14 protein-coding genes and 1 riboswitch are annotated in these 13,321 nt (G+C 70.7%); of the genes, 10 read left to right on the forward strand and 4 right to left on the reverse strand.

Features of this window, described 5'->3' with window-relative positions:
• Positions 1 to 33: 33 nt before the first annotated feature.
• Positions 34 to 501 (reverse strand): thioredoxin-dependent thiol peroxidase, encoded by a 468-nt coding sequence (bcp, locus tag RI578_RS24950; RefSeq protein WP_310873151.1) that lies wholly within the window; start codon positions 499 to 501, stop codon positions 34 to 36.
• 93 nt (positions 502 to 594) lie between these two features.
• Between bcp and RI578_RS24955 the strand changes: the two genes are divergently transcribed.
• From RI578_RS24955 to RI578_RS24965, 3 genes are all read left to right on the forward strand, one after another.
• Positions 595 to 927 (forward strand): DUF3618 domain-containing protein, encoded by a 333-nt coding sequence (locus tag RI578_RS24955; protein ID WP_310873152.1) that lies wholly within the window; start codon positions 595 to 597, stop codon positions 925 to 927.
• Between the two features lie 23 nt (positions 928 to 950).
• Entirely contained in the window at positions 951 to 1,307 is a 357-nt protein-coding gene (locus RI578_RS24960) for a co-chaperone GroES (RefSeq protein WP_121747202.1), read from the forward strand.
• Between the two features lie 64 nt (positions 1,308 to 1,371).
• Positions 1,372 to 1,434, forward strand: a riboswitch (guanidine-III (ykkC-III) riboswitch).
• Between the two features lie 30 nt (positions 1,435 to 1,464).
• Entirely contained in the window at positions 1,465 to 1,785 is a 321-nt protein-coding gene (locus RI578_RS24965) for a multidrug efflux SMR transporter (protein ID WP_055417143.1), read from the forward strand.
• 21 nt (positions 1,786 to 1,806) lie between these two features.
• On the opposite strand, the gene RI578_RS24970 is transcribed toward RI578_RS24965, so the two are convergent.
• Positions 1,807 to 4,230, reverse strand: coding sequence for a transglycosylase domain-containing protein (locus RI578_RS24970; RefSeq protein WP_310873153.1), 2,424 nt, complete (start codon positions 4,228 to 4,230; stop codon positions 1,807 to 1,809).
• A gap of 224 nt (positions 4,231 to 4,454) precedes the next feature.
• Here RI578_RS24970 and RI578_RS24975 point away from each other — a divergent pair, with 224 nt between their 5' ends.
• From RI578_RS24975 to RI578_RS24990, 4 genes are read left to right on the forward strand one after another with little or no spacing between them, the layout of a single operon-like run.
• A complete protein-coding gene (locus RI578_RS24975) occupies positions 4,455 to 5,261 on the forward strand; it encodes an ABC-2 family transporter protein (protein ID WP_310873154.1) in 807 nt (268 codons plus the stop codon).
• Positions 5,254 to 6,105: an ABC transporter permease gene (locus RI578_RS24980; protein WP_310873155.1), complete on the forward strand. Its 852-nt coding sequence runs from the start codon at positions 5,254 to 5,256 to the stop codon at positions 6,103 to 6,105. The genes RI578_RS24975 and RI578_RS24980 overlap by 8 nt, the downstream gene beginning before the upstream one ends.
• 5 nt (positions 6,106 to 6,110) lie before the next feature.
• Entirely contained in the window at positions 6,111 to 7,115 is a 1,005-nt protein-coding gene (locus RI578_RS24985; protein WP_383555486.1) for an ATP-binding cassette domain-containing protein, read from the forward strand.
• Between the two features lie 33 nt (positions 7,116 to 7,148).
• Positions 7,149 to 7,901: a DUF1707 domain-containing protein gene (locus tag RI578_RS24990; RefSeq protein WP_310873157.1), complete on the forward strand. Its 753-nt coding sequence runs from the start codon at positions 7,149 to 7,151 to the stop codon at positions 7,899 to 7,901.
• A gap of 39 nt (positions 7,902 to 7,940) precedes the next feature.
• Here the strand turns inward: RI578_RS24990 and RI578_RS24995 are convergent, their stop codons facing one another.
• Positions 7,941 to 9,305, reverse strand: coding sequence for an SGNH/GDSL hydrolase family protein (locus tag RI578_RS24995; RefSeq protein ID WP_310873158.1), 1,365 nt, complete (start codon positions 9,303 to 9,305; stop codon positions 7,941 to 7,943).
• 196 nt (positions 9,306 to 9,501) lie between these two features.
• On the opposite strand from RI578_RS24995, the gene RI578_RS25000 reads away from it, so the two are divergent.
• The 3 genes from RI578_RS25000 (at position 9,502) to RI578_RS25010 (ending at position 12,962) form a co-directional block, all read left to right on the forward strand.
• Entirely contained in the window at positions 9,502 to 10,890 is a 1,389-nt protein-coding gene (locus tag RI578_RS25000) for a DUF445 domain-containing protein (RefSeq protein ID WP_310873159.1), read from the forward strand.
• A gap of 138 nt (positions 10,891 to 11,028) precedes the next feature.
• Positions 11,029 to 12,528 (forward strand): MFS transporter, encoded by a 1,500-nt coding sequence (locus RI578_RS25005; RefSeq protein ID WP_310873160.1) that lies wholly within the window; start codon positions 11,029 to 11,031, stop codon positions 12,526 to 12,528.
• Positions 12,529 to 12,602: 74 nt separating this feature from the next.
• The gene (locus RI578_RS25010; protein ID WP_310873161.1) at positions 12,603 to 12,962 is read left to right on the forward strand and encodes a VOC family protein; all 360 of its coding nucleotides are present in this window, start codon (positions 12,603 to 12,605) and stop codon (positions 12,960 to 12,962) included.
• A 9-nt stretch (positions 12,963 to 12,971) separates the two neighbouring features.
• Here the strand turns inward: RI578_RS25010 and RI578_RS25015 are convergent, their stop codons facing one another.
• Positions 12,972 to 13,274: a hypothetical protein gene (locus RI578_RS25015; RefSeq protein WP_310873162.1), complete on the reverse strand. Its 303-nt coding sequence runs from the start codon at positions 13,272 to 13,274 to the stop codon at positions 12,972 to 12,974.
• Between the last annotated feature and the right edge of the window lie 47 nt (positions 13,275 to 13,321).

Genomic DNA, 13,321 nt, shown 5'->3' on the forward strand with positions numbered 1-13,321 from the left:
CTGCCCGGCCATGCTACTGGTCGGGCAGCGCCGTCAGATCCCCAGATCCTTGATGATCTTGGCCACGTGGCCCGTCGCGCGGACGTTGTACAGGGCGCGTTCCACCGTGCCGTCCTCGTCGACGACGATCGTGGAGCGGATGACGCCCATGTAGGTCTTGCCGTAGTTCTTCTTCTCGCCGAAGGCCGCGTACGCGTCCAGGACCTTCTTGTCCGGGTCGGCGAGGAGGGTGACCTTCAGGGACTCGGTGTCGCGGAACTTGGCCAGCTTCTCCGGCTTGTCCGGGGAGATGCCGATCACGTCGTAGCCGGCGCCGGTCAGCAGCTCCAGGTTGTCCGTGAAGTCGCACGCCTGCTTCGTGCAGCCGGGGGTAAGGGCAGCAGGGTAGAAGTACACGATGACCTTGCGGCCCTTGTGGTCGGACAGGGACACCTCGTTGCCGTCGGCGTCCGGGAGGGTGAAGGCGGGGGCCACGTCCCCGGGCTGGAGTCGCTCGCTCATCGAACCAGCGTAACCGGGGGTCCTGACAGTGCAGCGGGGCGAGTAGCTGACAGACTGTCCGGAACAGCGTCAGCAGACTTCGGAGGCCGTACGGTGGCGGACACGTCGGACATCAGAACCCCGGCGCAGATCGAGGCGGACATCAAGCGCCGCCGCGAGGTGCTGGCCGAGACGCTCGACGAGATCGGGATGCGGGTGCACCCGAAGACGATCGTGGGCGATGCGAAGGCCAAGGTCGCTTCCAGCGTCGATCACACCCTCGGACGTGCGTACGTCGAGGTCAATCGGGTGGTCAGCGATGTGAAGTCGCAGTTCGTGGACGAGGAGGGCGCGCCCCGGATGGAGCGCGTCGTGCCCGTCGCGCTCGTCGTCGTCGGGGTCGTCGGGCTGCTCGCCCTGGGCGGTACCCGGCGGCGCCGGCGCTGAGCCGGGGCAGGTAGGTTCAGGGCGTGAGCGCCAAGAGAAACGAGCACAGTTCCCCGGACGACAAGCTGCCCATCCGGATGCTGCACGACCGCGTACTCGTGCGGCAGGACACCGGTGAGGGCGAGCGGCGTTCCGGGGGCGGGATCCTGATTCCCGCCACGGCGGCGGTCGGCCGGCGGCTGGCCTGGGCCGAGGTCGTCGCGGTGGGTCAGAACGTACGGACCGTGGAGCCGGGCGACCGGGTGCTGTACGACCCGGAGGACCGCGCGGAGGTCGAGGTGCGGGGCACGGCGTACGTGCTCATGCGCGAGCGTGATCTGCACGCGGTGGCCGCGGACCGGTTCGAGGGGTCGGAGGATTCGACCGGGCTGTACCTCTGAACAGGGGTTCATATCGGATCTCAGGGGCTGGTGATCAAGGTCACCAGCCCCTTTCCGCTGAGTTTGCTAGCTTGGAAAGTACCCCGACGAGACGCGCCGTACCGGGCCAAGGAAAAGACGACGCACCACCGTTCAGTTCGTTCACGGAGGTGCCGTCATGGCCTGGGTTCTGTTGCTCGTCGCCGGTCTGCTCGAGGTCGGCTGGTCGATCGGGATGAAGTACACGGACGGGTTCACCCGTCTCGTCCCGAGTCTGTTCACCGGTGCGGGGATCGTCGCCAGCATGGTGCTGCTGTCGTACGCGGCCCGGACGCTGCCCATCGGTACCGCCTACGGCGTGTGGGTGGGGATCGGCGCGGCCGGTGCGGCGGTGCTCGGCATGGTGGTGCTGGGTGAGCCGGTGACCGCCGCCCGGATCTTCTTCATCTGTCTGCTGCTGGTCGCCGTGGTGGGTCTGAAGGCGACCTCCGGGCACTGACCCGGCAGGGCCGGTCCGCCGTCACTGGCGGCGGGGTGTGACGGGGATGCCGGCGACCGTTCCGGTGTCCGAGTCGCCTCCGCCGCCCGCGCCGGTCGTGTCGCCGCCGCCTCCTTCTGTGCTGCCGCCGCCGTTCGTCGAGTCGTCGCCGCCTCCGTCACCGCCGCCCGTGGGGCCCGGTTCGGTGGTGGCGCCGCCCGTGGTGGGGCCGCCGGTCGTCGGGTCGCCGGTGCCGGTCTCGCCGCCCGGCGGGGTGCTGCCGCCGCCGGTCCCGCCGGGGGTCTCGGTGCCGGACTCGTCCTCGTCGCCGGTCGACTCGTCGTCGGGGTCGCCGCTGCCGCTCTCGTCGCCGGTGCCCGGTTCGTCCGAGGAGTCGTCGGACGGGGACGCGGTGACGTCGGCGCCGGCCTGGAGCCGGAGGTCGAAGTCGGTGACCGGTTCGCCCTTGAGGGCGTTGCGGGTGTACTGGCCCCAGATCTCGGCGGGCGCGCCGCCGCCGTTGACGCGGGGCAGGCCCATCGCGCCGTAGAGCGACTTGTGGGCGGCGGTTTCCGGGTCCTGGCCCATGACGGCGATGACGGTGGCCAGCTCGGGGGTGTAGCCGGCGAACCAGGCGGCGGTGTCCTCCTCGGCGGTGCCGGTCTTGCCGGCGGCGGGGCGGCCTGCGGCCTGGGCGGCGGTGGCGGTGCCGTTCTGGACGACGCTGCGCAGGACGGAGGTGGTGGTGTCGGCGGCCTCGCGGCTGACGGCCTGGCGCTCGCGCCGCTCGGGCAGCTCGACCTCCTGCTTGCCGTCCTTCATGACCTTCTCGACCAGCGTGTACGTGCCGTGCCTGCCGTGGTTGGCGAGGGTGGCGTACGCCTCGGCCATGTCGAGGGGGCTGGCGGTGGCCACGCCGAGGGCGATGGAGGGGGAGGGCGTCAGCTCGGGGGTGTTCTTGGAGAGGCCGAGGTCGATCGCGGTCTGCTGGACCTTGTCGGAGCCGACGTCCACGGCCATCTGGGCGTACACCGCGTTGACGGACTTGTCGGTGGCCTCGCGGACGGTGACGTCCCCGTAGTCGCGGTGGTCCTCGTTCTCCGGGGCGTAGCGGCCGCCGCTCCAGCCCTGGACGGGGCGTTCGCTGGTGCCGTCGTAGATCGTGTTCGGGTTGATCGTGCGGCCGTCCTGCGTCTCGGAGTGGTTCTCGACGGCGGACGTGAACACGAAGGGCTTGAAGGTGGAGCCGACCTGGAAGTCGCGGCGGGTGGCGTTGGGTGTGTACTGCTTGACGTAGTCGATGCCGTTGTACATCGCGACGACCTTGCCGGTCTCCGGGTCGACGGAGGCGCCGCCCGCGCGGACGTAGGTGTCGACCTTGCGTTCCTTCTTGTCCAGTTTGGACATGAGCTTGTCGTCGACGGCCTTGACGAAGGCGTTCTGCTTGTCCTTCTGCAGGGTCGTGGTGATGCGGTAGCCGCCGCGGTCGAGCTCCTCCTCGTCGACGATCTCGTTCTGGATCAGGTAGTCCCTGACGATGTTGACGACGTAGCCGCGCTGCCCGGACATGTTGGTGGAGATGGTGCTCTCCTTGGGCGCGGGGAACTTCTGGCTCGCGCGTTCGGACGGGCTCAGCCAGCCCTTCTCGACCATGCCGTCCAGGACGTAGTTCCAGCGGGCCTCGGCCGCGGGCTTGTTCTCCGGGTGGGCGACGACGTCGTACTGGCTGGGCGCGTTGAGCAGCGAGGCGAGGTAGGCGCCCTGGGCCGCGGTGAGGTCCTTGGCATCGATGCCGTAGTAGGCCTGGGCGGCGGCCTGGATGCCGTAGGCGCCGCGGCCGAAGAAGCTGGTGTTGAGGTAGCCCTCGAGGATCTCGCTCTTGCTCTTCTCGCGGTCGAGCTTGATCGAGATGAAGAACTCCTTCACCTTGCGGGTGATGGTCTGTTCCTGCGCCAGGTAGTAGTTCTTGACGTACTGCTGGGTGATGGTGGAGCCGGACTGCTTGCCCTTGCCGGTGGCGGTGTTCCAGCCGGCGCGGACCATGGCCCCCGGGTCGATGGCGGACTCGGTGTAGAAGTCGCGGTCCTCGGCGGCCAGGACGGCGTGCTGGGCGTCCTTGGAGATGCGGGCGAGGCCGACGCTCTCCCGGTTGACCTCGCCGTCGCGGGCCAGGACGCTGCCGTCGGCGTACAGGTAGACGTTGGACTGCTTGGTGGCGAGCGCGTTGGCGGCCGGGATCTGCACCAGGTGGTAGCCGAGGAAGAAGCCGCCGATCAGCAGCAGGACGCCGATGAGGCAGGTGCTCAGTACGATGCGCCAGGTCGGGACGAACCGGCGCCACCCGGTGCGCGCCGGCCGCTTGGGCTTCTTGGCCTTCCCGTCGCCGGCCGCCCCCTCGCCGGCCGCCTGGGGCTCTCTCGGCGCCCAGCCCTGGTTCGGCTGCTGCGGCTGCGGCTCGTCGCTCATCTCGTGCACGGACTCCTGTTTCGCGTCGTACGGTCTGGTCTCGTACGGCCTTGTACGCCTCTGCGTCCTCCGGCGCCTCTCATGCCTTCTGGCGCCCTCCGAAGAAGACTCTCGCACCGGGCGTTCCGTTCCCACTCGTCGGCACACCCGTGAAATTCCGTGGCACGTGGGGTCGCGTTCGCACTAGGCTCCTGCGCTTCGGTGCCGGTCGGAGGGTGGGAGTCGTGGGAGTGGGCTCGGGGCGGTTGTACGCGGCCGTCGCGGCGGGGGGATTCCGACGGTACGCGACGTATCGGGCGGCCACCGCCGCCGGGGTGTTCACCAACACGGTCTTCGGATTGATCCTGGTATACACCTATCTGGCCCTGTGGGACGAGAAACCGCAGCTCGGGGGCTACGACCAGGCGCAGGCCGTCACTTTTGTGTGGCTGGGGCAGGCGTTGCTGGCGGCGCTGGCGATCGGGGGCGGCGGGTTCGAGGACGAGCTGATGGAGCGCATCCGTACGGGTGACATCGCCGTCGATCTGTACCGGCCGGTGGATCTTCAGCTGTGGTGGCTGGCGGCGGATGTGGGGCGGGCGCTGTTCCAGTTGCTGGGGCGCGGGGTGGTGCCGTTCGCTTTCGGATCGCTGTTCTTTCCGGTGGCGCTGCCGCGGGAGGTGTCCGTGTGGGGCGCGTTCCTGGTGGCGGTGGTGCTGGCGGCGGTGGTGAGTTTCGCACTGCGGTACCTGGTGGCCCTCTCCGCGTTCTGGTTGATGGACGGCATGGGGGTGACGCAGATGGCGTGGCTCGCGGGGTTCTTCTGCTCGGGGATGCTGCTGCCGCTGAACGTGTTCCCCGGTGCGCTCGGCGAAGTCGTACGGATGCTGCCGTGGTCGTCGCTGCTCCAGGCACCGGCGGACGTGCTGCTGGGCGAGGCCGATCCGCTGGGGGCCTTCGTCTTCCAGGCGGGGTGGGCGGTGGCGCTGCTGGCGGTGGGGCGGCTGGTGCAGTCGGCGGCTACGCGACGGGTGGTGGTCCAGGGTGGCTGAGACGGCTCACGCGGACGGGAGGACGGAGCCACCCGGCCGGGTCGCCGAGGGGCTGCGCACGTACCGGCTGATCGCGGCGATGTGGATCCGGTCGACGATGGCGTACCGGACGTCCTTCGCGCTGACGACGTTCGGGAACTTCGCGGCGACGGCACTGGACTTCGTGGCGATCCTGCTGATGTTCTCCCGCGTCGACGCGCTGGGCGGCTGGTCGCTGGCCGAGGTGGCGTTCCTGTACGGGGTGTCCGGTGTCTGCTTCGGGCTGGCCGACCTGGCGATCGGCTCGATGGAGCGGCTGGGCCGGCGGGTGCGCGACGGCACGCTGGACACGCTGCTGGTGCGTCCGGCGCCGGTGCTGGCGCAGGTGGCGGCGGACCGGTTCGCGCTGCGCCGGCTGGGCCGGGTGGCGCAGGGGGTGCTGGTGCTGGGGTACGCGCTGACGGTCGTGGACGTCGACTGGACGGTGGCGAAGCTGCTGCTGATGCCGGTGATGCTGCTCAGCGGGGCGGGGATCTTCTGTGCGGTGTTCGTGGCCGCGGCGGCGTTCCAGTTCGTGGCGCAGGACGCCTCGGAGGTGTCGAACGCCTTCACCTACGGCGGTACGACGATGCTGCAGTACCCGCCGACGGTGTTCGCGCTGGACCTGGTGCGCGGGGTGACGTTCGTGATGCCACTGGCCTTCGTCAACTGGCTGCCGGCGAGCTATGTGCTGGACCGGCCCTATCCGCTGGACCTGCCCCAGTGGGTGGCGTTCGCGCCGCCGCTGGTGGCGGTGGCCTGCTGCGCGCTGGCGGGGCTGGCCTGGCGGGCGGGGCTGCGCACGTATCGGAGTACGGGGAGTTGAGGGAGTTGAGGGCGTTGGCCGAGGCGGACACCGTGGGGCCGGGTGCGGAGGTCTTCATCGAGCTCGACGGCGTCGAGAAGGTCTTCGACGTGCGCAGGAAGACGGGCTTCCTCAAGCGGGAGCGGCGGGAGGTGCGGGCGGTGGACGGGCTGTCGTTCACCGTGGCGCGCGGCGAGATGGTCGGCTACATCGGTCCGAACGGCGCCGGCAAGTCGACGACGATCAAGATGCTCACCGGCATCCTGACGCCGAGCGGCGGACGGCTGCGGGTGGCGGGCATCGATCCGTCGCGGGAGCGGATCCGGCTGGCGCACCGCATCGGGGTGGTGTTCGGGCAGCGGACGACGCTGTGGTGGGACCTGCCGCTGATCGACTCCTACCGGCTGATGCACCGCATGTACCGCATCCCGGACGTCCGTTACCGGGAGAACCTGGACCGCTGCGTGGAACTCCTCCAGCTCCAGGAGCTGCTGGACGTGCCGGTGCGGCAGTTGTCGCTGGGCCAGCGGATGCGGGGCGACATCGCGGCGGCGCTGCTGCACGACCCGGAGGTGCTGTACCTGGACGAGCCGACGATCGGCCTGGACGTGGTGTCGAAGGCCAAGGTGCGGGGTTTCCTGCGGGACTTGAACGCGGAGCGCGGCACGACGGTGCTGCTGACCACGCACGACCTCCAGGACATCGAGCAGCTCTGCTCGCGCGTGATGGTCATCGACCACGGGCGGCTGATGTACGACGGTCCGCTGGACGGGCTGCACGAGGCGGGGGAGAGCGAGCGGACGCTGGTGGTGGACCTGGAGCGGGAGTTGCCGCCGATCGAGGCGCCGGCGCCCGCGCGGGTGGTGCGGGTGGAGGGGCCCCGGCAGTGGCTGGCGTTCCCGTCCTCGGCGTCGGCGGCGGGGCTGGTGGCGCGGATCGCGGCGGAGTATCCGCTGGTGGACCTGTCGGTGCGGGAGCCGGACATCGAGTCGGTGATCGCCAAGATGTACGCGGAACGCGCGGGCGCGTAGTGTCCGGCCCGGCGACCTCGTAGGCTGCTGTACATGACCGACGACGCCCCGGAACTCCGCGCATCCGACGCCGACCGTGAACGAGTCGCCGAGGTCCTGCGGGACGCCCTCGCGGAGGGGCGCCTGGACATGACCGAGTTCGAGGAGCGGCTGGACGCCACGTACAGCGCGCGGACGTACGGGGACCTGACGCCGATCACCCGGGACCTGCCGGTCGGCCCCGTGGACGGGCCGCCCCGGGTGTCGATGACCAAGGAGCCCGAGCGTTCCGGGGGCTGGGCGGGCCGGATCACCGGGGGTGAGCCGTCGTCGACGTGGGCGGTCGCCGTGATGTCCGGGTTCCAGCGCAAGGGGCGCTGGACGGTGCCGAGGCGGTTCAACTCCTTCGCGTTCTGGGGCGGCGGGGACATCGACCTGCGCGAGGCGGACTTCGCGCACGACGAGGTCGTGATCAACTGCGTCGCGATCATGGGCGGGATGAACGTGGTCGTGCCGCCCGGTGTCGAGGTGATCGTGCGCGGCATCGGGATCATGGGCGGCTTCGACCACCGCGAGGAGGGCGTTCCCGGCGACCCGGGCGCCCCGCGCGTCGTCGTGACGGGCTTCGCCTTCTGGGGCGGGGTCGGTATCGAGCGCAAGCTGACGCGGGCGGAGAAGCTGCGGATCAAGGAAGAGCGCCGGCAGGAGAAGCTGGAGCGCAAGGGCCGCAAGGAACTGGACGGCTCGCGTCACGGCCTCCACGACCTGCACCGCGAGGAGGAGCGCGACCGCCGCCGGGACCGCTGACCGGCCCAGCGGTGCACCGTCCGGGCCGGTGTCCGGCTCTCAGAGCTGGATCGGTGCCGCGCCCTTCAGGTCGTCCAGGTCGAGGACGCCGCCCATGCGGGCGTACCCCTTGTCGCTGGGGTGCAGGTGGTCGCCGCTGTCGTAGTCGGAGCGCATCCGGCGCGGGTCGTAGGGGTCGCGCAGGGCCTTGTCGAAGTCGACGACCTCGTCGAACACCCGGCCCGAGCGGATCTCCTCGTTGATCTGCTGCCGCATCGTCTCGCGGGCCTGCGTGTACCCGCCGTAGCCGCCGAACGGCGTGATCGTCGCGCCGACGACCTTCAGCCCCCGGGCGTGCGCCTGGTCGGTCAGTGTGCGCAGGCCGTCGAGGATGGCGTCCCGGTCGGCGAGTTCCGGGCTGTGCAGGATGTCGTTGACGCCGAGGACGATGACGACGACCTTGACGTTGGTACGGCCCAGTACGTCCCGCTCGAACCGGCTCAGCGCGCTGGGGTTGTCGGCGGGCCGGCCCGCCCGGCCGGTCAGGATCCGGTTGCCGCTGATGCCCTGGTTGACGACGCTGTAGCGGGGCGCGTCCCGCCCGGCCTCGGCCGCCTCGTGCAGCCGCTCGGCGAGGACGTCGGTCCAGCGGTTGTTGGCGCCCGTCTCGGAGCCGAAGCCGTCGGTGATCGAGTCGCCGATGGCGACGACGGTGCCGTCGGCCTCGTGGCTCAGCACGTCCAGCGCGGTCAGGTAGCGCCAGTACCGCGTCTGAGTGGTGTAGGCGACGCCGGTGACGTCCGCGGCGCGGTCGCCGTCGGCGAGGTAACTGATCTGCTGCGCGCGCGGGTGGTAGGTGACCGGGCCGGACGGCACGGGGGAGTACGTGGTGACCAGGACGTCCGCGCCGTAGGGGACGGCGATGCGCGCGATGTCGCTCATCACCTGTCCGCCCGCCGGGATCACGACCCGGGGGCTGCCCCGGAAGGTGAGCCGGCGCATGGTGTCGGCGAGCGCGGCGGCGGTGTCGGGGCCGGCGGCCAGGGCGATGGAGGCGTGCGTGATGGTCAGCGGGGACTGCCCGTAGAGGTTCGACAGGGTGATCCGCGCGCTGGTGCCGCCGATGCTCGTGTGCACGACGTTGCGCACCGAACGGCCCGCCATGCCCGTCGTCTCGGTGCCCGGTTCGGCGGCGGCCGGTGAAGTGGACCAGGCGCCGACCCACGTGCCGGTCGAGGCGGGAGCGGCGTCGCCGCGCGGGAAACGGCCGCCGGCGAGCGGGGTGCGGTCCTTCGCGCCGCCGTCGGCGGACACTCCGGCGTATATGGCCGCGGAAATCGCCACTATCAGGGTGACGATCGCCGCGAGCAGGGCACGGTGCTTGGTGGGAGGCGCCCCCGCGCCCCCGTCACGACCCCGGGTCATGCTGTGCTGTTCTCCTCGGGCGAGGGAGCCCGAGGCTCCGGTGGGATGAACCCATGATGCGTCATGGGCGGAGGAAAGGCCGTACGACCCCCGGGCGTTCCCCCTCCCGGACAGACGCCGGGAACTTGTGTTCCGTTCCAGGAGTCGGTCAGGAAGGGACAATGTGTGCGGGACGGATCAGCGAACGGTGGAGTGGATGGAACGCACGAAGTCGGAACTTCCTGATGGTCCGGGAGATATCGGGGAGGACGCCGGGGCGGGTGGAGCGGCGGGCGAAGGGCGGCCCGCCGCGGGGACCGGGCGCACCGTCCGCGACCGCGCGATGACGTCCTTCAGCCCGGCCGACGAGGAGAAGCGCCGCGGCGTGCGCCGCATGAAGCTCACCGCCACGGGCCTGCTGCTGTTCGTCGCCGTGGTCTACGTCCTTGCCGAATGGGCCTCCCACCGGGGCGCGGGCGCCTGGGCGGGCTACGTGGCCGCAGCCGCCGAGGCGGGCATGGTCGGCGCGCTCGCCGACTGGTTCGCGGTCACCGCCCTCTTCCGCCACCCGCTCGGCATCCCCATCCCGCACACCGCGATCATTCCCAAGAAGAAGGACCAGCTGGGCGTCTCGCTGGGCGAGTTCGTCGGGGAGAACTTCCTCTCCGAGGACGTCGTACGGCAGCGGCTGCGCGCCGTCGGCATCGGCAGCCGGCTCGGCGCCTGGCTCGCCGTGCCCGAACACGCCGACCGGGTGACGGCGGAGCTGTCCGCCGCCCTGCGCGGTGCCCTCACCGTGCTGCGGGACTCCGACGTGCAGGCGGTGGTGGGGGAGGCGATCACGCGCCGCGCCGACGCGCAGGAGATCGCCCCCGGCATCGGCAAACTGCTGGACCGGATCGTCGCCGACGGCGGCCACAAGCGCGCCGTCGACCTGATCGTCTCCCGTGCCCACGACTGGCTGATCCTGCACGGCGACTCCGTCATGGACGCCGTACAGGGCGGGGCACCCGGATGGACGCCCCGGTTCGTGGACAAGCGGGTCGGCGAGCGCGTCTACAAGGAACTGCTGCGCTTCGTCACCGAGATGCGCGACATGCCCGCACACCCCGCACGAGGCGCCCTGGACCGCTTTCTCACCGACTTCGCCTCCGACCTCCAGTCCGACACGGACACCCGCGCGCGCGTGGAGCGGCTGAAGACCGAGGTGCTGGGCCGCGGCGAGGTCCAGGACCTCATCGCCTCCGCCTGGACGGCCGTGCGATCCATGATCGTCTCGGCGGCGGAGGACGAGCGCAGCGAACTGCGTATGCGGGTACGGGCCTCGCTGCTGTCGCTGGGGGCGCGGATGGCCTCCGACCCCAAGGTGCAGGGCAAGGTCGACGGGTGGGTCGAGGGCGCCGCGGTGTACGTCGTCACCACCTACCGCAAGGAGATCACCTCCCTGATCACCGACACGGTGGCGAGCTGGGACGCCGAGCACACCACGAAGAAGATCGAGGCGAACATCGGCCGCGACCTGCAGTTCATCCGTATCAACGGCACGGTGGTCGGCTCGCTGGCCGGGCTGCTGATCTACACGGTCTCCCGCGTGCTGGGGGCGTAGGGCAGGCCTGCCCTCCCGGCGCGGCGGGTTCGGCGGGCGTGGCCCTCCGTAGTGGTGGGCGTGTCCCTCCCGGGGCGGCGGGCGTGTCCCTCCCGGCTCCGGGCACACGGGAGGCGTTCGCTCGACGGAGAGGGAGCCATGACAGCAGAATCGTCGTCGCCGGGCTCGACGCCCGCCTCCACCGGCGCCGTCACCACGGCCGTCCCCGCCCGCCTGGACCGGCTGCCCTGGTCACGATGGCACTGGATGATCGTGATCGGCCTGGGCACCGTCTGGATCCTGGACGGCCTGGAAGTCACGATCGTCGGCAACGTGGCCGGCCGCATCGCCGAGGAAGGCAGCGGCCTGGACATCAGCGCCGCCCAGATCACCGGCCTCGCCGCCGCCCTGTATGTCGCGGGTGCCTGCTCAGGGGCCCTGTTCTTCGGCTGGCTGACCGACCGTTACGGCCGCAAGAAGCTGTTCATGGTGACCCTGATGGTCTATCTGGCGGCGACCGCGCTGACCGCGCTCTCCTTCGAGTCCTGGTGGTTCTTCCTCTTCCGCTTCCTCACCGGCTTCGGCATCGGCGGCGAGTACGCGGCCATCAACTCCGCGATCGACGAGCTGATCCCGTCCCGGTACCGGGGCCGGGTCGACCTCATCATCAACGGCAGCTACTGGCTCGGCGCGATCGGCGGCGCCCTGCTGTCCATCGTGATGCTGGACACCGACATCTTCCCCAAGGACCTCGGCTGGCGGCTCAGCTTCGCCATGGGCGTGGTCCTCGGCCTGGTCATCCTGCTCGTACGCCGGCACGTCCCGGAGAGCCCACGCTGGCAGTTCATCCACGGCCACGGCGAGAAGGCCGACACCCTCGTGTCGTCCGTCGAACGGGAGATCGAGGCGGAGAAGGGCGAGAAGCTGCCGCCGCCGGCCCGTGAGATCACCATCCACCAGCGCAAGAGCATCGGCTTCGGCCTGATCGCCAAGACCGTCTTCCGCCGCTACCCGCGCCGCGCGGTCCTCGGCCTCTCCCTCTTCATCGGCCAGGCCTTCCTCTACAACGCCATCACCTTCGGCTTCGGCACCATCCTCATCACCTTCTTCGACGTGCCGACCGGCTCCACCGGCTACTACTTCGCCGTCATCGCCGCGGGCAACTTCATGGGGCCGCTGCTCCTCGGCCCGCTCTTCGACACGGTCGGCCGCCGCATCATGATCTCCAGCACGTACCTGCTGTCCGGCATCCTGCTCTTCGGCACGGCGTACCTCTTCGACCGGGGATCGCTCACGGCCTCGACGATGACGGCGTGCTGGTGCGTGGTGCTGTTCTTCGCGTCGGCGGGCGCCTCCAGCGCGTACCTGACCGTCTCCGAGGTCTTCCCGATGGAGACCCGCGCCATGGCCATCGCCTTCTTCTACGCCCTCGGCACCGCCGCCGGCGGTATCAGCGGCCCGCTGCTCTTCGCCAACCTCACCGAGTCCGGCGTGGTCGGCGACACGGTCCTGGCCTTCCAGATCGGCGCCGGGCTGATGTGCGCGGCCGGCCTGGTGGCGGTGTTCCTGGCGGTGAAGGCGGAGCGCCGCTCGCTGGAGGACATCGCGGAGCCGCTGTCGACGGTGCGGGCGGACTCGGCGGACTCGGCGAGCGCCTAGCGTGGTTCAGTACTCCCGTCCCGTCCCGTCCCGCCACCCGACCATTCGACCGGCCGACCGCGAGGAGCCGCCCGATGACCGTCCGCCGGATCGTCCCCAACATCCAGGTCGAGCGCGAGGAGCGGATGCGCACGAGCCGTGACTTCTACGGCCTGCTGGGCTTCGAGGAGGTCATGGACATGGGCTGGGTGACGACCCTGGCCTCCCCGTCCAACCCCACCGCCCAGATCAGCCTCTTCACCGAGGAACGCACCGCGCCCCTCGTACCCGACCTGAGCGTGGAGGTCGAGGACGTGGACGCGGTGTACGCACAGCTGTCCGCGTCGGGCGCGGAGATCGTACGGGAGTTGCGGGACGAGGAGTGGGGCGTACGGCGCTTCTTCGTACGGGACCCGAACGGGCGGGTGGTGAACGTACTCACCCACCTGACGTAGGCCGGCGGCTCATCCCCGCCGGTCGGCGACCGCCCACGAGGCCAGCGCCACCGCACCGGCGACACCGAGGACGGCCGGCCAGGCGCCCACCTTCTTGGCCAGCGGGTGGGACCCGGCGAAGCCCGCGACGTACGCGGCCGTCAGCGCCCCCGCCGCCTTCCCGCCGGCCCGCTCCCGCCACTGCTGCGCGGCAGCGGCCCCGGCGACGGCGAGCACGGCACCGCCGAGCTGCCGCTTCTTCGTCCAGCGGGCCACGCCGTACCCGCCGACGAGACCACCTGCGGCGACCACCGCGCTGGGAACCTTCGCCATGTCCGTCTCCTCTGTCTCCTGCCGTGCCGGCTACCGCAGCCGAGGCT

This window comes from Streptomyces sp. BB1-1-1, from assembly GCF_031597775.1.
In the GTDB taxonomy this organism is placed as follows: domain Bacteria; phylum Actinomycetota; class Actinomycetes; order Streptomycetales; family Streptomycetaceae; genus Streptomyces; species Streptomyces thinghirensis.